Source organism: Alphaproteobacteria bacterium, from assembly GCA_016699735.1.
In the GTDB taxonomy this organism is placed as follows: Bacteria; Pseudomonadota; Alphaproteobacteria; order Micavibrionales; family Micavibrionaceae; genus JAGNKE01.
In genome coordinates this window covers 496,967-521,867 of sequence record CP065008.1, presented here as the reverse complement: position 1 = coordinate 521,867, position 24,901 = coordinate 496,967, and the positions used below count along the sequence as shown (strand labels likewise).

Sequence of the window (24,901 nt, the reverse complement as noted above, 5' to 3'; positions counted from 1 at the left end):
GTGGATTGCGGCCCTTTCCCTTAAGGGTCCGCTGCGAACAATTTGCGCGACCATTTCCGGTTCGCCTTCTGGAATTTTGCGTAAGAGTCACCCGCCGCGTTGCGCGTTTCTTCAGACGAACCCCCGGAAAACCAAGACGAAACAGCCGCCTCCAGCGTGTAAGCCTCCGGGGCCATAAAGCCGTTTGTCGTCAGCAAGATGTGCGCTTGCCGGATTAGGAGAAGTTCCGCGAAGTAGTTGCGGCTATAACACGCCAAGATCATGGAGGAGCGCGGAGCAGCGTTTGCCTGAGGTTCTGATACAGGGGGCGGGGCGAAATCCATGAGTCCGTTGTGCCCAATATAAGCGATCAAATGAGAAGCGCCGCCTGCCTCAATTTCGTGTTTGTCTTCGCTGGAACCGATTATGTATTTTTCTGCGGACTCACCTCCCGACAGTGTTAAAAAACGCGCAGTGGCCGCCTTGATTTGCCTTCCCCGCCAAGCTTCCGCAATGACGATCGCATCGACGGACTTCCCGTCCCGTTTCAAGGTCGCTTTGAACGCTACGCGGTCAAGGACGGCTTCATCCTGTGGTCCGGTTATCTCGACCTCTGACCAGCCATCCATGCGCGAGAAATACGTCCTCAGGCCGAACATAGCGCCCCAATAGAGGTTCGAGCGCGGGTCGTCCCCATCGCCGAGATGCGCCGGGACGGGCACTATCCCCTGATATTTGTTGTCGCATAAGGCGACGATGACGTGGGCGACCAGCGGCTTTCCGGCCGCAACGTCCTGAGACATACGGGTCTGCACCGGAGCGGCCGTGATTTTCTCCGCCGCTTGAGCCGGGAACGTGAAAAGAAGCAGACTAAAGGCAAGGAATAGGCGTATCAAAGCAGTGTTTCTTTCGATTATGGAGAAGAAGCGAGAGGCGGTTCATTTTTGTCAGCGCCATCCCCTGCTGCGTCTTGTGTCTTGTAAAAGGAAGCCTTAAAGGCCTTGAGGCTGTCATAGTTTTCCTTCGTAATTTCCATTGTGTTTCCGTGCGTGCTAAAATTGGCCGAGCCGTAGGCCAGCAGCTGGTTGTCGTCCGTGACCATATCCCCGCCCTGTTCGCCGTAGGCTTTTAAAGCCTCTTTTTTCAGATAAACTGATTTTTTGACCTTTTCGTCCGGTAAAAGCCTTTCCATTTTATTTCTTTCAAAGCCGGGAAAGTTTTCGCCCAACGTCGCTTTGTCATCGTTCGAGCCGAGAAGAATTCCGGTCATTGATTGCGGGTCGATCCAGAGGACCGAATTCGGAAAAACCTCGTTAAAGGTTCTTGAGATGGAGGCCGTGTGGTAAGGAGAGAGAAGGTGAAAGGGTAACCACTGTGCGATCACGCCCTGCGGGGACATTTTTTTCCTCGCCGTAATATAAAACTCCTTCGAATAGAGGGCGTTGACGCCAGCGAATGTCGGTGGCATCGGCTCCAATGTGATGACGTCGTATATATCCTGCGTCCGGCGCAAAAACGCCCGACCATCCATCACCACCGGGGTTACTCTTTTATCTTCCAAAATGCCCTGATTACTCGAAAAAAGAGGGGCCATATTAAAAACATTTCTATTGATATCCACTATGGTCAAAGCCTGCGGATTTTCGCGGCGCAGAGCGTTGGCCGTCTGGCCGGTGCCAAAACAGATAACCAAAGCCTTTTTGGGGTCGGGATGCAATAGCATGGGCAGATGCCCCATCCAGAGCATGTATTGGGTCATAAGAGTTGATTCTTTCCCTTCCGACATCTGCGAAGTCGCAACGAATCCGTCGATGACGAGGGCTCTTTCCTTATTTTTGGAAAACTCAATTACGGATACGGTTGCGTCCGGCCCTTCGTGACTGGACAAAATTGAAATCGTGTTATCGGGAGTTTGCTTAAGATGTGATTGAATCCTTGTCCTCCCCACGCCGGATTCAAATACCACCGCCAAAGACAAAGCAGCTGCAGCTACAAGAAAAATCCTGATCCTTGTTTTTGCCGAGTTGTGAAGGATCAGGATTCCTAAAATTGTCACAGCTGCACCTATCAGCCAAGACGTCCTTGCAAAGCCGATGGTGGGGAGAAGAATCCATCCCGCCGTTATCGAACCCAGAACAGCCGCCAAAGTATTCACGCCGTAGAGAGTCCCCCAACGACGCGTGGATGTCTGATTGTCCAGAACCCAGGGTAAGCCAAGCCCCAAGAGGAGCATCGGAAGTCCCGTGATATACAGTGTCAGAAAGAACCAATTCAGAAAAAGAATTGCCGGTTTTCTGCTGTTCGTAGTCGTCAGCCAATCAAAACGTTCTACAACAGGCGTTGCCAGAAGAATAGCAATACCGGCCAGAGAAACGCACAGCGCCAGACTGACGCCCTTTCTTTTTAAAAGAGGGACCAGTTGCGCCGCGCACCCCAAGGAAATGAGGACCGAGGAGAGCATGATTGAAAACGCCGCCGTCGTACTCCAAAAAGTAGCTGTAAAAGATCTAAACCACGCCACCTCCAAGGCTAGGGTCGCGAATCCGGTTAAAAAAACCAGCATATATTCGTGACTGCCTGGGATATTCTTTTGAGCTGGGGCAGATTTCATGTCCACGAACCCCAGGGACAAATCGAATTTTTCGCTAAAGCACATTATCGCATATATACCCACCATCAGATTTACAGCAGCGATCAGGGCTGCTGTTGCCTGTACTCCCAGCAGAGGAATGATCGCGAAGGCCGCTATTACAGAGCCTGAAGCTGCGCCAATCGTATTCAAGCCGTAAAGTACCGAGATTGAAGTTCCGTGTTGTCGAGCCATCAAGCCAAACACAGGAGTTGTTGCTCCCATGCATATAGCCGGAAATCCCATAGATAAAATTATGCCTATCAGGTGAACGCCGTAATGGCTTCCGGCCATCTGGCGATAGGCGGACGTATCCATATTCTCAGCGATTTGAAGGGCAGGAATGAGAAAAAGACCTGATATTCCGATAAGTATTTCGAGAACCCCATAGACACGGGAGGGATTAATCCGTTCATTGGCTCTTAACGCATAACCCGCCGCCAGCGCACCGATACACATTCCTCCCATAGTCACCGCCAAGGTCAAGGCCGCTCCCCATGCTGAAACTCCAAGAGCCAGAGACGATTCTATCTGCCAGATCACGGTCCATGACAGTGCCGCCAGCCCTGAAAAAAAAACCATCAGATAGATTGAGGACGATTTGCGTTTCATCGAATGAAGTGTCTCTTGGGTCATTATTTCTTTTTATTCTAGAGGTTTACGGGGCATTTTAACTAGGACTATCGGTTCTTCCATGCTAATTCAAGCTGTTTTTAGTGAATTCTTTTTTCCTAAAGGCTTTTTGCAGTATACTTAATCAGTTAGACTTGTTGGTTAGGTATATAAAAGGCGGAAACCATGCTCTCCCGCAATCTTGAACAGACCCTCCACCGCGCTTTGGCTGTCGCCAATGAGAAGCATCATGAGTATGCGACGCTGGAGCATCTTTTGTATGCGCTGGCGAGCGACCCGGATGCGATGGCCGTCCTGCGGTCGTGCGGGGTCGATCTGGACGATCTGAAATCCAAGATCATGCATTATATAGAAACGGACCTCAGCTATCTGGTGAATTTCGAGACCGAGGAGGCCAAGCCGACCAATACGTTCCAGCGTGTTTTGCAAAGGGCGGCCATCCATGTGCAATCCTCGGGACGCGAGGAAGTGACGGGCGCGAATGTGCTGGTGGCCATGTTTTCCGAGCGGGAGAGCCATGCGGTGTTCTACCTGCAGGAAAACGACATGACGCGGTTCGACGCGGTCAATTATATATCACACGGCATTGCCAAAGTCCCGACGCAGGCGCGGACGGACAAGACGCCGACGGGCGTTGAAGAGCCGCCGAAAGACGGGACCAAGACGGGGCGCGAGGCGCTGGACGCGTATTGTATCAATCTGAATGAAAAGGCGCGGGGCGGGCGGATCGACCCGCTGATCGGGCGGGAGAAGGAAGTTGAACGCACGATCCAGATTCTCTGCCGCCGGTCCAAGAACAACCCGCTTTATGTCGGCGACCCCGGCGTGGGGAAAACCGCGATTGCGGAAGGGCTGGCCAAGCGCATCGTTGAGAAGCAGGTGCCGGACGTGTTGCATGATGCGGTGATCTTCGCGCTGGATATGGGGTCTCTGCTGGCCGGGACGCGGTACCGCGGCGATTTCGAGGAGCGGATCAAGGCGGTGCTGACCGAGCTTGAGAATATCGATGAGTCCATCCTGTTTATCGACGAGATTCATACCGTGATCGGCGCGGGGGCAACGAGCGGCGGGGCGATGGATGCCTCAAACCTTTTGAAGCCTGCGCTTTCGAGCGGGCGGCTGCGGTGCATCGGGTCCACGACCTATAAGGAGTACCGCAACCATTTCGAGAAGGACCGGGCACTGGTGCGGCGGTTCCAGAAGATCGACGTTTATGAGCCGAGCATCGAGGATGCGGTCAAGATTCTCAAGGGGTTGAAGCCCTATTACGAAGAGCATCACAATGTGAAGTACACCAATACAGCGATTCAGGCTGCCGTGGAGCTGTCGGCGAAATATATCGGCGACCGGAAGCTGCCCGATAAAGCCATCGATATCATCGACGAGGTCGGCGCGGCGCAGATGCTGGTGGCGGAAGGCGAGCGCAAGAAGACCATCGGGGTCAAGGATATCGAGGAGGTCGTGGCCGCGATTGCGCGCATCCCCTCCACCACGCTGAACAAGAATGACCGCGAGGCGTTGCAGACGCTGGAGCGCGATCTCAAGACCATGGTGTTCGATCAGGAGCCGGCTATCGAGGCGCTGGCGAATGCGATCAAGCTTTCGCGGGCGGGGTTGCGCGATGCGGAGAAGCCCATCGGATGTTATTTGTTCTCCGGCCCGACGGGGGTCGGAAAAACCGAGGTGGCACGGCAGCTGGCGAAATCGCTGGGGGTCGAGCTGATCCGGTTCGATATGTCGGAATATATGGAGCGGCATTCGGTGTCGCGCCTGATCGGAACGCCGCCGGGATATGTGGGGTTCGATCAGGGCGGGCTTTTGACCGACAAGGTGGATCAACATCCGCACTGCGTCCTGCTGATGGATGAGATCGAGAAGGCGCACCCGGATTTGTTTAATATTTTGCTGCAGGTCATGGATTACGGGAAGCTGACGGATAATAACGGCAAGAGCGTGGATTTCCGCAACGTTATTCTGATTATGACCACCAACGCGGGGGCGCAGGACATGGCGCGGAAGCCCATCGGGTTCGGGCGCGAGGTCGGCAGCATGGATTACGCGGAGAACGAGGCGATCACCAAGATGTTCTCGCCGGAGTTCCGCAACCGCCTGGATGCCATCGTGCCGTTCCAGAACCTCATGCCCGCGACGGTCGAGAAGGTGGTCGATAAGTTTATCATTCAGCTTGAGGCGCAGCTTGCGGACCGGAACGTGTCCATTGAGTTGTCGCACGAGGCGCGGAAATATCTGGCCGAGACGGGCTATGACGTGACCATGGGGGCACGGCCGCTGGCGCGGATCATTCAGGAGAAGGTCAAGCGGCCGCTGGCCGAGGAAATCCTGTTCGGGAAGCTGGAAAAAGGCGGGCTGGTTTATATCGATTTCGACGGGAAGGCTCTGACGTTCAAATATCAGGACGACAAGGAAGCGGCCAAGCTCAAGGCCAAGCTGAAGAAAAGCTCCAAGAGGCTCGAGGCCGAGAAGCTGCCTGAGTAGGGGGGTTGGTGCGCTATCTGAACCTGTTCGGTTGTGGGACGCTTACATCATTTGCCGGGGCTGATAGTTCATTCTCTCTTGTGTTCTGACATTCGATTCCCGTTCTGCGGTTCATGGTGCCGATAAAATCTTTCAGAAGCTGTTCCTCATGCGAGCCTGCAACAAAGTCAGAGGTTTCAAGGACACGTTGTGCTAAATTTCGGATCGCATTCATATCACCGCTCCGCATGATTTCGGTTCCCACGGGATATTCAGAGTTTTGGGGATTATAATTCCACAGCGCCTGATGCACGGCGAATTCCGTAGCACCCGCATTCGTGAGACTTTGCATACGGGCTTCGAAAGAAGAGGCCTCCCTTAATAAATCCTGATCCGACATGGAGGCGAGTTGCTCTGCGGGCATATCGAGCACCTGCTCTATCGCCTGAGAGGTTTTATAACCGTAACGATAATTTTGAAAAAAACCCTCGCTGTCTTCTCCCAGTCTAACAGGATCAAAGAACAGAGTGTGCATCATCCTTGTGTCGGCGATGAATTGCAGGGTTTCGGCACCATCAGGATTAATCTGAAGCGCCTTTGCGGCCCCGAAAAAATCCGCCCCCGCTTCCGAGAGGCCTAGAGCATGGGAGCCTTCGTGATGGGCCAGCCAATTTGTAAATACCTCGTTTTGCCTTTCACTGAAGTCAAAGGAGTATATATCCCTCAAGGTTTCAGTATTTACATCCCTGTAATCTCGTGAAAAGTCAGTATCTTTTATCAAAAAATCGACAAGAGAGTATTCAGTATTGACCACCGCAAAATGGTATTGTTCGTAACCTTGATTGCCGGCGTAATTCGGGTTGCTTAGTGCGGCATCAGCAATAACACGTATTTTATCCGTTATATTCCCTGCTCCTCCTGTTGCGGTCGCAAAGCGTACAAGTTCGTTGACGTATGCTTCCTGCTGGGCCGGATCCAGATTTCTATAATCTCCTATATTAAACAGGGCATAGCCTTGAGGGGTGCCGTCAGCATCCTGCCCGATCACATAGCGGGCGGGAAGGTTTCTATCTCTGGCTTGATAATCTTCCGTCATCTGGAGTTCCCGGTCTCTTGCCCCTGCTGATGCAATATCTTTTTAATTTTCAATACCATAGCATGGTATATGATTACGCGGATTATTGTCAAATCTGCCCCTTTAGAACCCATCGGACGGATCGTGCGCCTTTTTCAAGTCTGTTCCGGGGGATCGGGCGGCGGGGCTGGTCCGGCGAGGGGGTCGGTTAGGGTTTTCCAGCGGGTATTGATCGCTTAAGGTCATGAGTGTTGCCTCTTGTATAAAAACTCACCATTTGCTTTTTATAGAGTTGTAAAAATTCGAGACACAATCTTCGCTAGTCTGCATATCGGCATCACACGAATATTGGTACAGCACCTGCGCGAGAATATAATTTAGCTTATCCATATCTTCCAAGTGCCTAAGCTTTGTATCCAACACATAGACCTGTATGAAGGTTTTCCCCCCTCCCATGCCATTTTTTCGGTTGTGCTCTTGCGCAATACGTGCCTCTGTCTGCATGCACTCCGGGGGAGCATCGACTTGACCATTATCTGTCCATTTTTTAACTTCACCCGGTTTGCATCCAACCTCCTTCAGCTTTGCCTGAGCTTCCCTTGCACTAGCGATTAGCTTTCTAAGCTTCTGTTCTTCCTCATCCGAAAACTCGGAAGGCCCGAAAACCGCGAGTCTGATCTTTTTTGCCTGTTCGAGCAAACACTCAGGAGCCGCTTTTTCGATGTTCCAGTCCCAGTTCCCCGCTCCGTTGTTTGGGCAATAATCCTCTGAAAGCAGCGTTTTGAGCTGCTCCAGGACTGCTTCTTCTTTTTCTTGCGCGTTTTCTTTATGAGCTTCGGTTGCGCTTACTGCTTGAGTTTCTGCGCTCTTCGCATAAGCTTTTGAAATTAAGTTTTGATCAGCCACTTGCTGGATCAGAAGGGAGGCTGTGACAATATAAATCACGACTATAAAAACTTTTTTCATGGTCTGAATCCTAAGTCTGTTCGGGCGGATTGGGCGGCGGCTCGACGGGCTCCCAGCGGTTGCGGGGGCCGAGCATTTCCATGCTGATGATTTTGAGGGGCTGCGCGCCGCTGTATTTCAGGCTGACCGCTTGCGGCTGAATCGGATTGTCGCGTTCGGCGCGGCGTTCGAGGCTCGCAATGGTGTCACGGATGATTTTTTCCTCGTGGGTGCGGTATTCGGCCCCTTTTGTTTCGACAAGGTAGTCGCGCAGACCCTGCAGCAATGCATTTTCGGAAAAGCGCGGCTGGTTTTTCAGTTCCTGTATATACGCGTTCAGGCGTTGCGGGGACAGGGTTCTGAGGTTTTTCAAATGCGGAGTGTCCATCGGGGAATCCCACGGCATGAAGAGCGTCTCCTGCCCCGGCTGGCCGGGGGTGACGACGTCCAGTTCCAGACCGTCGCGGGTGGCGTCATTCACGGCGCGGATGGCCTGTATTGCCGTACCGTCGAACAGCACGATGCGGCCGGGCGGCACCTGTTCGAGTTGCTCAGCGAAGTTGAAGAAGGCTATTTTGGCGAGTTCGGGGCTGTCCTCGTAATCGATGTCCCACCCCTCGGAGAAATCGCATTCGACGGTGGCGATGATTTCCCGCCCTACTTTCGGGCGCTTCATTTCCTTGAGCATATCTTTATCGGGCGGGATCTGGCCGATATTGCGGGTGCGGGTCAGGCTGCTGGAGACGAAGAAGCCGTTGCGCTGCCCGGCCTCGGGGATCCATTCGGGGCCGATGGTCTGCGCGTGGTGCTCGAAGAGGGAGCGCAGGGTTTCATCGCCCTGCCCCGCCGAGGTCAGATGGTACATAAAGATGGGTTTGGCCATCGGATTCCCGCCTAGTGTTTATGCCCTGCGGGAATTATACATAAAGATGGAGATGCGACCAACTTATTTGAGTTCGAACAGGGCGTCCACTTCTACGGCTACGCCGCGGGGGAGGGAGGGAACGCCGACAGCCGCTCTTGCGTGTTTGCCCGCCTCGCCCATTACGGCGGCGATGAGGTTGGAGGCGCCGTTGGCGACCTCCGGCTGGTCGATGAAATCGCCCGTGCAGTTGACGAAGACGCCCAGGCGGACGCAGCGGGCAATTTTCGACCAGTCGCCGCCCACGGCCTTATTGACCTGTGCCAGAATATTGAGGGCGCAGGCCTCGGCGGCCTTTACGCCTTCGTCTTTGGAGAGGGTTTCACCGAGTCTGCCCTTGTGCATCGGCTGGCCGTTCAGGAAGGGAATCTGCCCCGCGATGTGCAGAGATTTGCCGGACATCACGAAGGGCACGTAGTTCGCCGCCGGTGATGCCGCCTCCGGCAGGTCATGTCCGAGTTCCTTGAGTTTGGCCTTGATATCCATATTTTTTGTCCTTTTCGTTTGACTCTTCCTCTGCCATAATCGCCACGGCTTAGCAAGCCTTTTAAGGATTTTCGGATTATGGGTTTTCTCAGTTTTTTCGGCGCGCAGTCCCCGGCCTATACGATGCTGATCACGCTGTTTTCCAGCGGCAAGAAGGTCGGCACGGACCCTTACGGCAACCGTTATTACGAGGCCAAGCCGCGCAAGGGTTATAAATATACGCGCCGCTGGGTGGTTTATCAGGGGGAGGCTGAAGCGTCCAAGGTGCCGCCGGAGTGGCACGGGTGGCTGCATCACCAGACGGATGCCCTGCCCCGCGACGATGCGCCCTCTTTCCGCCGGACGTGGCAGCAGCCGCATCAGCCGAATATGACGGGGACGACGGGCGCTTATCGCCCGCCGGGGCATATTCTGCAGGGCGGACGGCGGGATAAAGCTACCGGGGACTATGAAGCCTGGACTCCCCCCGATTGATGAGCCGACTGAGGGGGCTTGAGATTTGCTGCGTTTTTGTTTAACCCTCAATCATCCGTTCTTATTCTTCTGTCTGTTTACGAGGTCAAGATGAAGCGCAGTGTGGTCGAAACGGTTCTGGGTGGCGTGGTCATCGCCGCAGCGGGGATGTTCCTTTCCTACGGCTATAAGAAGGCGGATGTCGGCGGCACGGGCGGCTATGAAGTCACGGCCGATTTTTCCAGCGTCGGCGGGCTGAAATCCGGCGACAAGGTGCAGATCAGCGGGGTGAAGGTGGGGACCGTGCGCGACGTGGAATTGCTGCAAGATACCTATCTGGCGCGGGTGCATCTGGATATCGACCCGGCGTATAAGCTCCCCTCCGACACCGCCGCGCTGATCAGCAGCGAGAGTTTGCTGGGCGGGCTTTATCTATCTTTGGAGCCGGGGGCGGACGAGGCCATGATCGAACCGGGCGGGCGCATTCAATACACGCAAGCGCCGCAGAACCTTGAACAGCTTTTGGGTAAATTCATATTCAGCCTGCAAGATGAAAAGAAATCCTCCTCCGATAATTCCGAAGAGGCTGTGCCGGATTAAAAACGGCCTGACCTTTATCGCCGTTTGCGCCGCTCTGGTCTTCGCGGGCATTTCTCATGCGCGGGAGATGAGCGAGCAGCCGCGCATCAAGCTGCGGACGCTTGAGAAAACCACGGCGCGGACCATGACGTTCGAGGCGGATGTGGGCAGCACCCTGAAATTCGGGTCGCTGTTCATCAAGGTGCAATCGTGCCAGAAATCCTCGCCCGTCGATCTGCCCGAAGCCGCGGCGTTCCTGCAAATCTGGGAAGATACGCCGGAGAAGGGGCGCAAAAAGGACGATGGGGAGTCAGAGTGGGTGTTCAGCGGGTGGATGTTTTCGTCCTCCCCCGCTCTCTCGCCCATGGACCACGCTATTTATGATGTGTGGGTTTTGGATTGCATGGGGGCCGAGGGTGCCCCGACCCCGAGCGCGACCGCCAGCGGGGACGGGGTGGCGACGGACGCCCCGCAGCCGCCAGAGCCGAAGACGTTTGACAGTCTGCTGCAGGGGTTGACGACGACGGGGACAAGCGGGGAGAAGCCGGAGGATGCGGTTGCGCCTGAGGCGGCGACGGAGGAATTGAAGGTTCCCGAGGCGCCTGCGGTCGAGGGCGACGGGGCGGAAGACGGGATGCAGGAGTTGAAGGTTCCGGTTGCGCCGGATGTTGAAGAGGCGCCGGAGGCGGAGGTTGCACCGGAAGAGGAGGTCAACCGTGTGCCGGAGCCGACGCCGGTGGAGGTTGAGATTATCGACGACGAGACGCAGGGGTTTCCGGATTAGAAAATATTGTCTACTCGGTGATATACTTTTTCCAGTAGCTTTCGTAGGCGCATCGGGCGTCATCAGAAGCAATACTTCCCGAAGTCATTTCTTTCATTTTAAGCAGGAAGTGCGCGATACACGCACCTTTTTCCTTCTCAATATTTTTGAAAGCAGAGAGAAATTCGGCTTCGTTGTATGAAGTCAAAGTCAGGTATTTTATCAAACTATCGTAAGCGGTGTCAGACTCTTCAAGATCTTTGATACATATCATCATAAAGGCAGGAATGTAATATAATGCGCCCGCCTCCGACATCAATACGAGTACAGCACCCTTGTCGCCCCTAAAAGTATCCTGCAACCATGTGAGTGTGATTTCCTGCCAGCGTACACCTTGAAAAGCTTCTTTTATATCTTTTGCCTCATCATCGAATTTATCGCGATCGGTGATCCGGTCATCGCCGGGGTAGTCGGCATTTCCGAAGCAGCGGTGTATCTCCTGGACTAAATCTTCAATTTTCATTTTTTCTCAAGTTTTTTTTCGATATTCAAAGTTATGTCTTCGCACTCAATCAACCAGCGGGCGGTGGGTTTTAAGCCTGCCCATTCGATTTCGTGAATCAAAAAGCCGTTTTTAGATATTCTGTATTCGTCCATAATCCAGTCACAGTGGCAATTAAGCATGAAACCACTATGCATATCGATTCCAGATAGCTTATAGGATCGGATGTTGCTGTAAGTAAGGGTTATATTGTGATCATGGCAGGCGCAGAGGAGCTTGATCTCGAGGCCGAGTTTTCTGATTTCATCCCTTTCGCCGGAGGCGTGTTCCTTAAACGTAAAGGATTCCAGCCATGCGTCGTGAGGCCAGAGGTGGCTATCAAAATCGTAATATAATCCACAGATGATCCATTCAAAGAGGTCTGGCGGGAATTTATCTTTGTTTTGCCACAAATACTCCCGATAGGCGGGCAGGCCTTTGGGTTTTTTCCGTGTAGAGCTTAACATAAACATTGTTTGTTATTCCCCGTAAATCTTTTCGTCCTCCCGCATCTTAAAATAGCGGGCGATGAGTTCGGCCTCGCTGGTGCCGGGGAGGAGGAAGTCGGCGGGGGTTTTGGCGGCTTCGCGCAGCACCTTAATATAGTCCTCGTAGCGCATTTCATAGACGCCGAATTGCTGCAGGTGGTTGTTCACGAATTGCGTATCGAGAAGAGTGAAGCCGCCGCGCCAGAGGCGGGCGCAGAGATGGACCAATGCCACCTTACTCGCGTTCGGCTGGATGGAGAACATACTTTCGCCGAAGAACGCTGCGCCAATCGCGAGGCCGTAGAGGCCGCCGACGAGTTCGTCGCCCTGCCAGCATTCGACGCTGTGGACGTGGCCCTCCCTGTGCATCCTTACACACGCCTCCCTGATCTGGCCGTTGATCCAGGTCTCCGGCCTGTCGGGCATTTTGCGGGCGCAGCCGTCGATGACCTGTTCAAACGCCGTGTTGATGCGGATCGTGTAAAAGACGGAGCGCATCGTCTGGCGTTTAACGATTTTCTGGAGGCTGCGGGAGATTTTCAGGTCGGCGATCGGGAGCTGGCCGCGCAGTTCGGGGCAGACCCAGTGGATGTATTTGCTGTGGGCGCTCTGGGCCATCGGGAAGAGACCCTGTTTATAGGCTTCGAGCAAGAGTTCGGTGGTGAGGACCAGCTGCATGGCCCTATTATGACGAATTTACAGGAATTTGTAAAAAATCCGCAGATTCTGATGGTTTCAGGCCTTTTACGCGGCGGATTTTTCCTTGAGCTTCTTTTCGAGCCAGTGGATGGTGTATTCGCCCTTGAGGAATTCGGGCTGTTCGAGAATCCATTGATGGAGGGGCAGCGTCGTCTTGATGCCCGTAATCACGGTTTCGCGGATGGCGCGTTGCAGCCTGCTGATACATTCCTCCCGCGTGCGGCCATGGACGATGAGCTTGCCGATCATGGAGTCGTAATAGGGCGGGATGGTGTAGCCGCCATATATTGCGCTGTCGAACCTTACGCCCAGACCGCCGGGGGCGTGGAAGGTGTCGATGCGGCCCGGTGAGGGCGTGAAATCGTTCGGGTCTTCGGCGTTGATGCGGATTTCGATGCAGTGGCCGCGGAAGCGGATGTTCTGTTTCTGGATCGAGAGGGGCAGGCCGGCGGCGACCCTGATCTGCTCGGCGACGAGGTCAACGCCGGTGAGCATTTCGGTCACGGGGTGTTCGACCTGAATGCGCGTATTCATCTCCATGAAATAAAACTTGCCGTTTTCGTAGAGGAATTCGATGGTGCCTGCGCCGACATAACCGAGGCGGCGGACCGTGTCGGCGGCCAGAGTCCCGATTTCCTCGCGCTGCTCGGGCGTCAGGACCGGAGACGGCCCCTCCTCCACCAGTTTCTGGTGGCGGCGCTGGATGGAGCAATCGCGTTCGCCCAAGTGTATGGCGTTGCCGTGCTGGTCGCCGAAAATCTGGATTTCGATGTGGCGCGGGGTTTCGAGGAATTTTTCGATGTAGACGGTGTCGTCGCCGAAATTCGCGGCGGCCTCAGACCTTGCGGTTTCGAAGGCCTCCTTGAAGTAGTCAGGATGGCGGACGATCTGCATTCCCTTGCCGCCGCCGCCACTGGCAGCCTTAATGAGGACAGGAAAGCCCATGCCCTTGGCGATTCCCAGGCCTTCTGCTGCGCTCTCCACGCTGCCGTCCGAGCCGGGGACAACGGGGAGGCCGAGTTCCTGCACGGTCTGTTTGGCGCGGACCTTGTCACCCATTTTCTCAATGATCTCCGGCGAGGGGCCGATGAAGGTAAACCCATGCTCCTCGACCTTCGAGGCGAAGTCGGCGTTTTCGGACATGAAGCCATAGCCGGGGTGGATCGCGTCCGATCCGGTCAATGCCGCAGCGGTCAGGATGGAGGGAATGTTCAGGTAGCTGTCCTTGGCCTTGGGCGGGCCGATGCAGACGGACTCATCGGCAAGGCGCACGGCCATGGAACTGGCGTCCGCCGTGGAATGGACGGCAACGGTGCGGATGCCCATCTCGCGGCAGGCGCGAACGATCCGCAGGGCGATTTCTCCACGGTTGGCGATCAGGACTTTCTTGAACATGACGGTTTGTGCCTGCGCCTTATTCGATGACCAGCAGGACGTCGCCGAATTCCACGGGCTGGCCGTTTTCGACCAGCACCTGCGTGACCGTGCCGGCGCGGTCGGCCTTGATCGGGTTCATGACCTTCATGGCCTCTATGATCAGGAGCGTGTCGCCGGGTTTGACGTTGGTGCCCTTGTCGACGAATTTCGGCGTGCCGGGTTCGGATTGCAGGTAGACGGTTCCGACCATCGGCGATTTGACTGCGCCGGGGTGGGCGGTGGCCACGGTGCCGGGGGATTCCATATTGGCGATCTGCGGCACCGCCGGATCGGAGGGCATATAGGCGGGAAGGGCCGCCGCCGCGGGGGCGCCCACAAAGCTCGATCCCTTCACGACGCGGATGATCTTGTCCCCGTCCGCGACTTCGATTTCCGTCAGGCCGGTTTCCTCAAGGATCTCCGCCAGTTCCTTAATGGCTTTCGCGTCAATTTTCATTCCGGTATTCCGTTAATTCTTTTTTACGGGCGCATATTAGCGACTTCCGCCCGAAAGGGGAAGGAGGAAGTCTGGCACCCTATTTTCCCAATATTTCCGACAGTTTATCAATGGCTTCGGTGTAGCCGTCCGGCCCCTTGCCGACGATGGAATGGGACGCGGCCAACTCCACAAAGGAGAAATGGCGGAAGGGTTCGCGCTGCTTCGGGTTGGTCAGATGCACCTCGATGATCGGCATATCGACAATCTTGAGGGCGTCGTGCAGAGCGACCGAGGTATGCGTGTAGCCCGCGGCGTTAAGGATCATGCCTTCGAAAATGCCCCGCGCCTCCTGCACCCATTCGATCAGCTCGCCTTCGTGATTGGTCTGGCGGAAGTCGATTTTCATGTCCAGGCTGTAGGCCTTCTGGTGGCAGATATCCTCCAGATCGCGGAGGGTTGTCGTGCCGTAGATTTCGGGTTCGCGGATGCCGAGAAGATTAAGGTTCGGGCCGTTGAGGATGATGATTTTTTTCATGTGAGAGACTTTATATTTTTTTCGTTACGTTACTTTCCGACCCAGTCTAGAAAAAACTGCGGGCCTTTTCAAACATCCCGATAAATTCCTCCTCGGTCGGGATTTCGTCTGTCGATCTGATGCGGAAAATGGCCTTTTCGCCCATCAAAAAGGCTGGAGCTGATTGGAGCCTCCATTCTTCGAAAAATTTTTCATTTTCCGCCAGAGACTTTTTGACATCTTCGGATTCCATATCGGTTTTCAGGCGCACAAGGTCGAGACCTAATTCTCCCGCCAAGTCCTCGTACCCGCGCTGATCCAGCGTGACGTCATTGGTTATCAGGTAGTTGAAGGTTTGCTCGAATTTCCCCTGCTTGGCGGCGGCATAGGTCAGATAGACGCGCTCGGACTGTCCGGGATTTTCGTCTTCGTAGGCCACAGGGCGCGGGATGTAGCGGATATTGCCATCTTTCTTCATCGCGGCCTGGAAGGGACCGAATATAGATCGACAAGCCTCACAACTGTAGAGCACAAACTCCACAATCGTGAGGTCAGCGTCTTGTGCTCCAATAACGGCTTCCGGCGGAGCGTCGTAGACTTTAAAAAGCTCAGACCTAAGCTGGAAAAAACTTATGCCAACATAAACCGCGAGCAGCAGAAGCGCGATACTGAGGCCTCTGAAAAACATTCCGGCCCCTCTCCTCTCCAGATCTATTGTTTCTTCTGGCCGGAGCGGGCATCCTGAATTGCCATTTTCAGACCATCCAAGCCGATATAGCCGGGGTGGAGTTGATCCCCGATAACGAAGCCCGGCGTACCGCGGATGTTCAACTCGTTGGCGATTTTAAGATGTTTCTGGATCGCCATGTCGATATCCGGGCTGGCCATGTCGGTCTTGATTTTTTCTACGTCCAAGCCTGCTTCCTTCAAGGCGTTGAGATAATTCTCCTCGGTTTGAGTGCCGCGGAAGTTCATCAAGGCCTTGTGGGCTTCGAAATACTTGCCCTGTTTATACGCAGCCATGGCCATTTTTGCCATCACCTGGGACTTGTCACTGAGGATCGGCATATCAATAAACACGACCTTAAGGTTTTTGTCCTCCTCAAGGACTTTCGTCACGTCCTCGAATGCTTTCTTACAGTATCCGCAGTTGAAATCGAAAAATTCCACGACCGTCACATCGCCCTCAGGGTTTCCGGTGAAAGGGAGGTCGCTTTGGGTCAGCTTATCCTTGTATTCTGAGAGTTTTTCCTCAGCGCTTTTCTGCGCCCGTTCCTGCTCTTTCATCTGATAGACTTGAACGGAGTCCATGATGGCCTGCGGGTTGTTCATGATGTAGTCCTTGAAGAGACCCTCCAATTCCTTTTTCTGCTCGGGGGTGAAGGCTCCTTCGGCACGCGCGGAGAGTGGCGTGGAGATGGTCAGAACGGCCACAGACATCAATAACATCGTATTTTTCAAGGTTTTAGGGGCGCGGATCAAGGGTTTCTCCTTTCGAAACTCACAGGTCATCATCAAAGCATATTCGTCGCTCGGGGCGTAAAAGTCACCCCTTTTCATGCGTGTCGAGGTAAGATAACACATCTTTTGCCTTACGCCACTCCCTGCTGTCCTTCGGCGCGGAGTTGACCACGCCTTCCGCCTGCTGGCGGGCGTAGTCGAAGTTCTGCTGGAGGAGGGCTTCCTCGGCGAGGTGAATCTTGGCCATATCGGTCTGACCGTTTTTACCGTAGGCCGTGGCGAGCAAGCGGTGGGCCAGTGCGTAGCGCGGCTCGTCGTTGAGTACCCGCTCCAGTTCCTTGATCGCCTCACCGAGAAACTGTTTTTCCTGCTGAGGACCGGAAGGTTTGCTCTCGATCAGGGCGTGGCCCAGCGCGGCGCGGATCAGGGGGGCGTCCGGTATGATCGTCAGAGCCTTGCGGTAGGCGGAGAGCGCCTCCTCCGGTCGGCCGTATTCGAGGAGCATCTGGCCCTTTAACTCCAAGAAATACGGGTTCTCCGGGGCGCGGTCGATCAAGGCGCCGATTTTTTTCAGGGAGTCTTCAACCTCGTTGTTGCGGTAGGCGGCGATTGCCCGAGCGTACGCTGCGGCCTCGGAATTGTCGCGGTCGTCGTAAGCCCACGGGATCTGGCCCGGATTGATGAAGGCCATCAGCTTAGCCTTCATCAGCGCGTGTTCGCTTTTCCAGGCTTCGGGGTAACCCTTTCCCTTATGGGGCGAGGCGTTGATGCGGGTTTGGAGCGCCTCCATACGGTTCTCGAGGATCGGGTGGGTCTGGATGTATTCGCTCTGCTGGTCGGCGGGCATCAGGGATTCGGATTTCAGCTTGTCGAGAAAACCTGCCAGCCCTGCCGGATCTATGTCCGCCTTTTCGAGAAAGGTCAGGGCGGCCTGATCCGCGCTGGATTCCTGTACCCGGCTGTGCGCGAGAAAGCGGCGCATCGCCATCGAGTTCGATCCCAGGGAGAGTGCCGGAACCGCTCCGGACTCGCCGGTGGCAATCGCCGCGCCGATGCCGAGCAGAGTACCGATCATGCTTTCGTAAGAGGCGCGTTCGAGCGCATCGCGGGTCTTAATCAGGTGACCGCCCGAGATATGGCCTATTTCGTGAGCCAGTACGCCGATCAACTCTCCGGGAGTTTGCGTGAGTTCGATCAGGCCGGTGTAGATGAAGATGTTCGATCCGCCCGCGACGAAGGCGTTGACGTCCGGACTCTGGATCAGGACGATCCTGACGCTGTCAGGGTTGAGGTCCGCAGCCCGCAAGAGCGGTGCAGACCATTTTTTAATGATGTTCTCGATCTCGGTGTCGCGGATGACCGTGGTCGATTTCGGCTGGGCGTGGGCTTGGGAGGCCTGAAGCAGAAAAAGCAGGGCGAAAAAAACCCCGAAGGCGGTTATTTTTATGCTGTTTTTGAACAAGGGCTTATCCTACACTGCACTTTATGGACGAGTTCATCCGATATTGGTTAGACGTCATCTGGCTGCCGATCCTTTTCATGCTGGTGCATAAACCGCACCGCTGGTGGACGCTGGGGTTCGGTGTCGCCTGTTTTATGATGCTGCGGCTGCAATCCGAAATCTTTCAAGGCATCCACCGAGAAAACGGGATTATGGGGTTTCTTGCGTCTGATGTCCATACGCGGGCGCAGATTACGTATAGCGTTTTTTATATCCTTTTCCTGCTGATGGCGCATTTTTCGCCCGGCACGAAGGGCGTGGTGTTCATGGCGGCGTGCCTCGCGGTTTTCTTTATGGCGTTTGTGACCTCCACTCTTGTGATGGCTTTATAGGATGTCGCGTAATAAACCCAAAACCCGCGTTAAAACAGCGAAAAAACGCAAAAGCTCCTCAACGCGATGGCTTCAACGGCAGCTGAACGACCCTTATGTGACCGAGGCGCAGAAGATGGGCTACCGCGGGCGGGCGGCGTTCAAGCTTAAGGAAATTGATGAAAAAGCGGGATTGCTGAAGGCCGGAATGGTTGTGGTGGACCTTGGCGCCGCGCCGGGGGGGTGGTGCCAGGTGGCGCTGGAGAAGAAGTGCAAGGTGGTGGCGATTGACCTGCTGGAGATTGACGCGTTGCCGGGGGTGGTGTTTTTCCAGAAGGATTTCATGGAGGACGACGCGCCGGACCTGCTGAGGGCAGAGATCTTCAAGCTGAATGACAGCGGGCTGGCCGATGTGGTTCTGAGCGATATGGCGCCGAACACCATCGGGCACAAGCAGACGGATCATCTGCGGATCATGGCGGCGGTGGAGGCGGCGTATCTGTTCGCCACCGAGGTTCTCAAGCCCGGCGGAGCGTTTGTGGCGAAAGTGTTCCAAGGCGGGGCAGAAGGTGAGATTCTTAAGGATATGAAAAAGAGGTTTACCAAGGTCAAGCATATCAAGCCGCCGGCGAGCCGGAAGGATTCCTCGGAGCAATATATCGTGGCAACGGGGTTTAAGGGTTGAAAAGCCGTTCTCTTAAAGGATGAAACGGAAGCGTCTGGAGAAAAGTACGAGAGCTATGGCAGCGAACGTACTTGATATCAGTGAAAAAAAGAAGAGAGCGCTGCCCTCCGGGACTCCCCAGTATTTACCATAAATTACAAAAAAGGGATGGACCAAGTATAATGCCAAGGACAATTTTCCAAGAGGCAGACTGCTTTCAAAAGGTCTGTGCGATTTCACCCAGCCGAAAACGGCGGGACACAGAATTATCAGCGAGAAGTACATATCGACAGAGCGACCTAGAGCAAAATATTTGACGATTGAAATTTCTACAAGAAATAAAGCGAATGCCAGAAGCAAAACCACAGGGCGGCTTTTTTCGAAAAAATGCTCCAGATCGTTGTAATAGTAACCAGCGAGAACGAAAGGCAGGCCAAACAAAACCGCATTGCGATAGTAGTAAAATGGCGGTATTCCGGGAGAGGATGACAATAGGTAGAAGAGAAGCGTACAGCCGGTGCAATATAAGCCTAATGCCAGTAAAAGATTGAAGCGCGACCCGAGTTTTTTTGTTTTTATGGTAATAAAAGCAGCCACTGCCAGAGCCGGCAGATACCATAAGTGACCGTAACCGAAGAGAATGACTTTTAATAAGCGGAAAACCCCGACTGCCGTGAGAGGTATCTGCCATATGAATACGGGAAGATAAACAAGCGTCCATACGGCATAAAGCACGAGTATCCTCTTGAGCCAGTTGTAGAGCTTCCTGCTGTCAGTCTCACGAGGCAGAAAATAACCACTGATGACAAAGAACAACGGTACGGCTGCACGGAACACCCCATTGCATAGAAATGATGAAAGAGCGGGAAAAGACTCCAAGAATACCAGTGAATGTAGTCCTATCACCATTACTGCCAGAACAACTTTAAGATAGTCCAGCCAGCCGTTTCTCACAAGAAGTCCTAAAGGTTGAGAAATAATCAGATTTTGTTATTTTTTAGCATAGCTCAATCGAAAAAAGGAGATATTTATCCCGGCGCTCACATTTTAGGCTGCTGAGAGTAGTAATTTCTTTACTTTGCACGAAAAACCCGTATAACTCACCTGCAAATTCCGCGCAGCGCGACCCGAAGATTTGAGTGGAGATTTGCATGGCCAAGATCAGACATTCCCCAAAAAACACCCAGGATATCCGCGAAGGCTTGACGTTTGACGACGTCTTGCTGGTTCCCGGCGAGTCCGACGTTCAGCCGATGGAGGTGGATACATCTACGTTCCTGACCCGAAATATCCAGCTTAAAGTTCCCCTTCTTTCGGCGGCGATGGATACGGTCACCGAGGCGGAGATGGCGATTGCCATGGCTCAGAACGGGGGACTGGGCATTCTTCACCGCAATATGGATACGGCGCAGCAAGTCGAGATGGTGCGGCGGGTCAAACGGTTTGAATCCGGCATGGTGGTGGACCCGATTACCATCCGGCCCGAGGCGACGCTGGCCGAGGCGCTTGAGCTTATGCATATGAGCCGGATTTCGGGGATTCCGGTGACGGAAAAGGACGGGACTTTGGTCGGCATCCTGACGCACCGCGACGTGCGCTTTGCCGAGAACCCGAAGCAGAAGGTGCGCGAACTCATGACGCACGAAAATCTGGTGAAGGTCACGGGGTCGGTGAGCAAGGAGAAGGCAAAAAAATTGCTGCACCAGCATCGGATCGAAAAGCTGCTGATCGTCGATAAGGCGAATCGGTGCATCGGGCTTATGACCGTCAAGGATATCGAGAAATCCAACCTGTTTCCCGTTGCGACGAAGGACGAGCTCGGGCGGCTGCGCGTGGGCGCCGCTGTCGGGACAAGCGAGGGCAACGGGGCCGACCGGGCGCTGGCGCTGGCGGAGGCTGGTCTGGACCTTGTCGTGGTCGATACGGCGCACGGACATTCGAAAAAGGTGATCGAGACGGTGGCCGCGATCCGCAAGAAGCACAAAAACCTGCAGATCATGGCCGGGAACGTGGCAACGGGCGAGGCGGCGCTGGCGCTGATCAAGGCCGGGGCGGATGCGATCAAGGTCGGGATCGGGCCGGGGTCGATCTGCACCACGCGGGTGGTGGCCGGGGTCGGTGTGCCGCAGCTTACAGCCATTATGGATGTGGCGGCCGTGTGCAGCAAAAAGGGTATTCCGGTCGTCGCGGACGGCGGGATGAAATATTCGGGCGATTTTGCCAAGGCTGTTGCTGCAGGCGCCGATGCCGCGATGATGGGCGGGGTGTTCGCCGGAACCGACGAGGCGCCGGGGGAAGTGATCCTTTATCAGGGGCGGTCGTATAAATCCTACCGCGGGATGGGGTCGGTCGGGGCGATGGTCAAAGGCTCGGCGGACCGTTACTTTCAGGCGGGGATCAACCAGTCGCAGAAGCTGGTGCCGGAAGGCATCGAGGGGCGCGTCCCCTATAAGGGGCCGATCGGGAACGTCATTCACCAGATGGTGGGGGGCTTGCGGGCGGCCATGGGGTATACGGGATCGGCGACGATTGCGGATATGAAGGAGAAGACGGAGTTCATGCGGATGACCTCGGCGGGGTACCGCGAGTCGCACGTGCATGACGTGACGATCACCCGCGAGGCGCCGAATTACCGGACGGAGAATTGACGGGTTTGACTCTCCTCACGGTTTTCATCCTGACCTTTGCGTTTTTCGCGCAGAGTTTGTTCGGGTTCGGGGGCGGGCTGATCTCCATTCCGATCCTGAGCCTTTATATGCCGGTGCAGGATGCCGTGACGCTGGCCAGTCTTTTTCAGTTTTCTATGGGGTTTCTGATCTTCCGCACCTATAAGGAGACGGCGTGGGCGCATATCCGCGCCCTGCTGCCCATGACGGTCATCGGGGTCGCGCTCGGCATCCTGCTGCTGAAATATCTGGATGAAGACCTTATCCGGCTGGCGCTGGCGGGGTATATTTTGCTGCATCTGGCACGGACGCATACGCGGTTTGATCCGCTGGGGCGGGTGATTCAGGCGGGAGGGGCGCATCTGGCCGGATTTCTGGGCGGGACGATGAACGCGATGATCGGCGGCGGCGGGCCGGCGTTCATTCTTTACCTCAAGGGTAAGGGCGGGAGCGCGGCGGCGTTCCGGGCGAATATCACGGCGATCCTGTTTCTCTCCAATATTCCGCGGCTGGCCGGGACGTTCGGGACGGGGATGTGATGGATTGGGGGATTTTTACCACCGCGCTTGTGGCTTACCCTTTCTTTCTAGCGGCTCTGGCGCTGGGGCAGAGGCTGCATTCGCGCATCCCGCAGAAGCGGTTTTTTGCGGTCATTGAGGCGTTGCTGGCGTTTACGGCGGTTTCGTTGACAGTGAAGGCTCTGCTTTAGACATCAACTCCTTGCTATTATTGGCGTTGTCTTTTCCGCAAGGCTTTTATAGATTGTCATGAAGTGAAACAAATTACCCTCGGAATTCTATGAGACTCTTTTTTTTGGGAATTATCTCTGCCTACCTGTTTTTTATTCTTGTTCATTTTTTCAATCCTGCTGCTTTCAACGACATTCTAGTCAAGCCCTCCATCGGTCTTTCCAGCCTCAGGACTGTTCAGGCTATGAGCGATGTCCCGTTCCCGGAATGGTTTTTCTTCCCTGAGCGTAACGAGAAGAAGGGAGCCTTTACCTATGAAATTCAAGCTGTCTGGGGGGATGCGACCCTGTTGACATCCGCCGACAGGAATGAGGTTTCCCTGATTGACCATTCCGGCAAAGTCCTTCACCACTGGACGGCGAAATTTTATGATATCTGGCCCAACCCCACTCATGTCCCTGTCCTGCTGCCCGCGCAGCACATCACCCTTCACCGTGCCTTTCTTGATCCTTCTGGTAATGGGGATCTTTATGTTTTTTTCTTCGGCGGGGGCGGCAATGTGTATGAGTACGGGATGGCAAAAATCGACAAAGATTCGAATATCCTCTGGGATCTCCCTCTGCCAGTTCATCATGATTTGGCGTTTCTGCCCGATGGAACGCTTGTTACGTTTATCTCGGAGTATGTGGCCTCCGTAGACACCAACCTTTACAGTTTTGATCCTCCCTACCTTAACGAGTCCCTGCTTTTTATCAGCCCCGAGGGTAAGGTTCTTAAAAAATCGCCCCTTCTTGAGGCTTTGAGTCAGTCAAATGCCAAGGCTTTCATGAAAACGCTTGGAAGTATTCCACTCGACGGGTTTTTGAGGGCCGGGGATGTTCTTCACCCTAACACGATCACCCCAATACCCGACTTTGTTATCGGCAAGGCGCCTATGCTCAAGGCGAACCGTCTTCTAATCTCTTTCCGTAACCTAAATCTTTTGACAATCATTAATGTTGAAACCCTTGAGGCCGAGTGGTCCAGTTTTGGACCATGGCACGGGCAGCACAGCCCTAAGTTCCTCGAGAACGGTCATTTGGTTCTACTCGATAATCTTGGAGGGATGGCCGAAACGGATGCTGCGCGGATCCTTGAGATCGATTTGAATACGATGGGCATCGTGTGGTCATACCATGGAACAAAGGACAACCCGTTCAGCAGCATTTACAATGGTATGGTCGATCCTTTACCCAACGGGAACTATCTTGTTACCGAAACGCATAGCGGGCGTGTTTTCGAGATTACGCGCGATAAAAATATTGTTTGGGAGTACTATGCTCCCGGGCGCTATCCGTATACGGGTAAAGGCCGATCTATTTTTCACAAGGACAAGATTAGAATTCCCTCTCTCTTCACGGCAAAGCGTTACCGTTTTTCCGATCTGCCTTTTCTGTCAATAAAATAGGCTTCTCGTCCTTTCTGTGATTTCTCTAATTTTCTTTTTTTCCTCTTCGGTAAATCCCGCTTCGTAATAATCCGGGGCGCTGATTTTTTGTGCAAAATTTCTTACTTCCTCCGAGAATGGAATGTCACAAAAATCCGTGATTTTTTTTGCGTATTCGAGAGGCTCCGAGCATAAATCCTCGTACCGGATCAAGAGAATATTTTTTGACAGATGGCTGTAGGAGGAGAGGGTGTTATGCAGAAATCCGTATGTGTTGTTCCACAGATGCGCCCATCCCTCCACCTCCTTGTTTTCCGACCATGCCTTCACTATTTCCCGGGCATCTTGGCAGGAATTATAATTGGGGGGGATTCTGTGCGGCCCGAACTCATAATGGCCTATCTGTTTCATGTATCTTAGCACCCTCGGGTTGGCAACCTTACAGAAGAGGTAGTGCTGTTTCATCAGAGAGGCAACGTGCGCTTCCGGCTCTCTGATCAACAGAATGAAGCGGGCATCGGGGTAAAGTTTCAGAATGTAGGGTATGCGGGCCAGATTGTAATTGCCCTTGGCCAGATAGCGTTCCTTTTTTCCCAGAAGAAGCATTTTCCTTATGCTGTTTTTATAGAAGCTCTCGAAGGCGGGGTTGCTGTTGTTTTCCGTCAGCACACTGGAAATATCCGGGTCGGTGATGCGGCCCGGGAAAAAATGCATCCATATCATTTCCTCTATCGCCTCAGGACTTTTTGCCGTCACCTTAATCCGGTCCAAATGCGCCCTTTCGACAGCCTGACTGTCGCCGCGTGATCCAGCGATCATATTCCAGAGCAAAGGGAAGGAAATAAAGGGATAATACTGGTATGTAAAACTGGAAAAAATATTGCTTTTGTGTAGGAGTTCCAGTGTTATCGTCGTGCCTGAACGTGCAAGACCGGAGACATAGACTGGTTTGAGGATGTCTATATTATCAAGTTTTGGCTGGAAGTATTCAGACTCAAGCTTGCCCAGAAAAAACCAAAAGGGTTCCATTGCTTTTGCGATAATTCCGGCATAGTGTAGTGGTGTGCTGATCTGGTAGCTTTGCGCGTTGTTCGCAATGTTTTTGTCGATATAATCTTTGTATGAAGCTTTTTTTTCTTTTTTCATG

The 24,901-nt window shown here is 54.1% G+C and carries 26 protein-coding genes and 1 pseudogene; 10 read left to right on the top strand and 17 right to left on the bottom strand.

Annotated features, from left to right (window positions below; translation table 11 throughout):
- Window positions 1–20: 20 nt before the first annotated feature.
- Complete coding sequence (locus IPN28_02525) at window positions 21–782, bottom strand: hypothetical protein (GenBank protein QQS57717.1); 762 nt, start codon at window positions 780–782, stop codon at window positions 21–23.
- A 110-nt stretch (window positions 783–892) separates the two neighbouring features.
- Window positions 893–3,220, bottom strand: a complete 2,328-nt coding sequence (locus IPN28_02520; GenBank protein QQS57716.1) for a fused MFS/spermidine synthase — start codon at window positions 3,218–3,220, stop codon at window positions 893–895.
- A gap of 186 nt (window positions 3,221–3,406) precedes the next feature.
- Between IPN28_02520 and clpA the strand changes: the two genes are divergently transcribed.
- Window positions 3,407–5,737 carry an ATP-dependent Clp protease ATP-binding subunit ClpA gene (gene clpA, locus IPN28_02515; protein ID QQS57715.1) on the top strand — a complete coding sequence of 777 codons (2,331 nt, stop codon included), beginning with the start codon at window positions 3,407–3,409 and terminating at the stop codon, window positions 5,735–5,737.
- A gap of 13 nt (window positions 5,738–5,750) precedes the next feature.
- On the opposite strand, the gene IPN28_02510 is transcribed toward clpA, so the two are convergent.
- The 4 genes from IPN28_02510 to IPN28_02495 form a co-directional block, all read right to left on the bottom strand.
- Window positions 5,751–6,812, bottom strand: coding sequence for a hypothetical protein (locus IPN28_02510; protein QQS57714.1), 1,062 nt, complete (start codon window positions 6,810–6,812; stop codon window positions 5,751–5,753).
- A gap of 249 nt (window positions 6,813–7,061) precedes the next feature.
- Window positions 7,062–7,757: a hypothetical protein gene (locus IPN28_02505; protein QQS57713.1), complete on the bottom strand. Its 696-nt coding sequence runs from the start codon at window positions 7,755–7,757 to the stop codon at window positions 7,062–7,064.
- A 10-nt stretch (window positions 7,758–7,767) separates the two neighbouring features.
- Window positions 7,768–8,619, bottom strand: coding sequence for a hypothetical protein (locus tag IPN28_02500; GenBank protein ID QQS57712.1), 852 nt, complete (start codon window positions 8,617–8,619; stop codon window positions 7,768–7,770).
- A 63-nt stretch (window positions 8,620–8,682) separates the two neighbouring features.
- Window positions 8,683–9,144 (bottom strand): RidA family protein, encoded by a 462-nt coding sequence (locus tag IPN28_02495; protein QQS57711.1) that lies wholly within the window; start codon window positions 9,142–9,144, stop codon window positions 8,683–8,685.
- A gap of 78 nt (window positions 9,145–9,222) precedes the next feature.
- On the opposite strand from IPN28_02495, the gene IPN28_02490 reads away from it, so the two are divergent.
- The 3 genes and pseudogenes from IPN28_02490 (at window position 9,223) to IPN28_02480 (ending at window position 10,582) form a co-directional block, all read left to right on the top strand.
- The gene (locus IPN28_02490; protein ID QQS57710.1) at window positions 9,223–9,618 is read left to right on the top strand and encodes an NADH:ubiquinone oxidoreductase subunit NDUFA12; all 396 of its coding nucleotides are present in this window, start codon (window positions 9,223–9,225) and stop codon (window positions 9,616–9,618) included.
- A 90-nt stretch (window positions 9,619–9,708) separates the two neighbouring features.
- Window positions 9,709–10,197 (top strand): outer membrane lipid asymmetry maintenance protein MlaD, encoded by a 489-nt coding sequence (gene mlaD, locus IPN28_02485; GenBank protein ID QQS58512.1) that lies wholly within the window; start codon window positions 9,709–9,711, stop codon window positions 10,195–10,197.
- A gap of 67 nt (window positions 10,198–10,264) precedes the next feature.
- Window positions 10,265–10,582: pseudogene (locus IPN28_02480) on the top strand (DUF2155 domain-containing protein).
- Window positions 10,583–10,970: 388 nt separating this feature from the next.
- Here the strand turns inward: IPN28_02480 and IPN28_02475 are convergent.
- The 9 genes from IPN28_02475 to IPN28_02435 all read right to left on the bottom strand — a co-directional run bounded on the left by IPN28_02475 (window position 10,971) and on the right by IPN28_02435 (window position 17,959).
- Window positions 10,971–11,462 carry a hypothetical protein gene (locus IPN28_02475; protein QQS57709.1) on the bottom strand — a complete coding sequence of 164 codons (492 nt, stop codon included), beginning with the start codon at window positions 11,460–11,462 and terminating at the stop codon, window positions 10,971–10,973.
- Window positions 11,459–11,947: a hypothetical protein gene (locus IPN28_02470; GenBank protein QQS57708.1), complete on the bottom strand. Its 489-nt coding sequence runs from the start codon at window positions 11,945–11,947 to the stop codon at window positions 11,459–11,461. The genes IPN28_02475 and IPN28_02470 overlap by 4 nt, the downstream gene beginning before the upstream one ends.
- Window positions 11,948–11,959: 12 nt before the next feature.
- Entirely contained in the window at window positions 11,960–12,646 is a 687-nt protein-coding gene (locus tag IPN28_02465; GenBank protein QQS57707.1) for a leucyl/phenylalanyl-tRNA--protein transferase, read from the bottom strand.
- A gap of 66 nt (window positions 12,647–12,712) precedes the next feature.
- Window positions 12,713–14,062: an acetyl-CoA carboxylase biotin carboxylase subunit gene (gene accC / locus IPN28_02460; GenBank protein QQS57706.1), complete on the bottom strand. Its 1,350-nt coding sequence runs from the start codon at window positions 14,060–14,062 to the stop codon at window positions 12,713–12,715.
- Between the two features lie 19 nt (window positions 14,063–14,081).
- Complete coding sequence (gene accB / locus IPN28_02455) at window positions 14,082–14,540, bottom strand: acetyl-CoA carboxylase biotin carboxyl carrier protein (GenBank protein ID QQS57705.1); 459 nt, start codon at window positions 14,538–14,540, stop codon at window positions 14,082–14,084.
- A gap of 79 nt (window positions 14,541–14,619) precedes the next feature.
- Window positions 14,620–15,057, bottom strand: coding sequence for a type II 3-dehydroquinate dehydratase (gene aroQ / locus IPN28_02450; protein QQS57704.1), 438 nt, complete (start codon window positions 15,055–15,057; stop codon window positions 14,620–14,622).
- 46 nt (window positions 15,058–15,103) lie between these two features.
- Window positions 15,104–15,724 (bottom strand): thioredoxin domain-containing protein, encoded by a 621-nt coding sequence (locus IPN28_02445; GenBank protein ID QQS57703.1) that lies wholly within the window; start codon window positions 15,722–15,724, stop codon window positions 15,104–15,106.
- Window positions 15,725–15,747: 23 nt separating this feature from the next.
- Window positions 15,748–16,518, bottom strand: coding sequence for a thioredoxin domain-containing protein (locus IPN28_02440; GenBank protein QQS57702.1), 771 nt, complete (start codon window positions 16,516–16,518; stop codon window positions 15,748–15,750).
- A 64-nt stretch (window positions 16,519–16,582) separates the two neighbouring features.
- Window positions 16,583–17,959: a M48 family metalloprotease gene (locus IPN28_02435; GenBank protein QQS57701.1), complete on the bottom strand. Its 1,377-nt coding sequence runs from the start codon at window positions 17,957–17,959 to the stop codon at window positions 16,583–16,585.
- A gap of 23 nt (window positions 17,960–17,982) precedes the next feature.
- Between IPN28_02435 and IPN28_02430 the strand changes: the two genes are divergently transcribed.
- Together IPN28_02430 and IPN28_02425 are read left to right on the top strand one after the other, a co-directional pair.
- Window positions 17,983–18,330: a hypothetical protein gene (locus IPN28_02430; GenBank protein QQS57700.1), complete on the top strand. Its 348-nt coding sequence runs from the start codon at window positions 17,983–17,985 to the stop codon at window positions 18,328–18,330.
- Window position 18,331: 1 nt separating this feature from the next.
- Entirely contained in the window at window positions 18,332–18,994 is a 663-nt protein-coding gene (locus tag IPN28_02425; GenBank protein QQS57699.1) for an RlmE family RNA methyltransferase, read from the top strand.
- A 12-nt stretch (window positions 18,995–19,006) separates the two neighbouring features.
- Here IPN28_02425 and IPN28_02420 read toward each other — a convergent pair whose 3' ends face one another.
- On the bottom strand, window positions 19,007–19,927 hold the full coding sequence (locus IPN28_02420; GenBank protein QQS57698.1) for an acyltransferase: 921 nt from the start codon (window positions 19,925–19,927) through the stop codon (window positions 19,007–19,009).
- A gap of 197 nt (window positions 19,928–20,124) precedes the next feature.
- Here IPN28_02420 and guaB point away from each other — a divergent pair, with 197 nt between their 5' ends.
- The 4 genes from guaB to IPN28_02400 all read left to right on the top strand — a co-directional run bounded on the left by guaB (window position 20,125) and on the right by IPN28_02400 (window position 23,775).
- Window positions 20,125–21,621 (top strand): IMP dehydrogenase, encoded by a 1,497-nt coding sequence (guaB, locus tag IPN28_02415; GenBank protein ID QQS57697.1) that lies wholly within the window; start codon window positions 20,125–20,127, stop codon window positions 21,619–21,621.
- A 5-nt stretch (window positions 21,622–21,626) separates the two neighbouring features.
- Window positions 21,627–22,178: a sulfite exporter TauE/SafE family protein gene (locus IPN28_02410; GenBank protein ID QQS57696.1), complete on the top strand. Its 552-nt coding sequence runs from the start codon at window positions 21,627–21,629 to the stop codon at window positions 22,176–22,178.
- Window positions 22,178–22,348, top strand: coding sequence for a hypothetical protein (locus IPN28_02405; protein ID QQS57695.1), 171 nt, complete (start codon window positions 22,178–22,180; stop codon window positions 22,346–22,348). The genes IPN28_02410 and IPN28_02405 overlap by 1 nt, the downstream gene beginning before the upstream one ends.
- Before the next feature lie 89 nt (window positions 22,349–22,437).
- Window positions 22,438–23,775, top strand: a complete 1,338-nt coding sequence (locus IPN28_02400) for a hypothetical protein (GenBank protein ID QQS57694.1) — start codon at window positions 22,438–22,440, stop codon at window positions 23,773–23,775.
- On the opposite strand, the gene IPN28_02395 is transcribed toward IPN28_02400, so the two are convergent.
- Complete coding sequence (locus IPN28_02395) at window positions 23,764–24,900, bottom strand: sulfotransferase (protein QQS57693.1); 1,137 nt, start codon at window positions 24,898–24,900, stop codon at window positions 23,764–23,766. The two genes, IPN28_02400 and IPN28_02395, sit on opposite strands and share 12 nt — an antisense overlap.
- Window position 24,901: the final 1 nt, after the last annotated feature.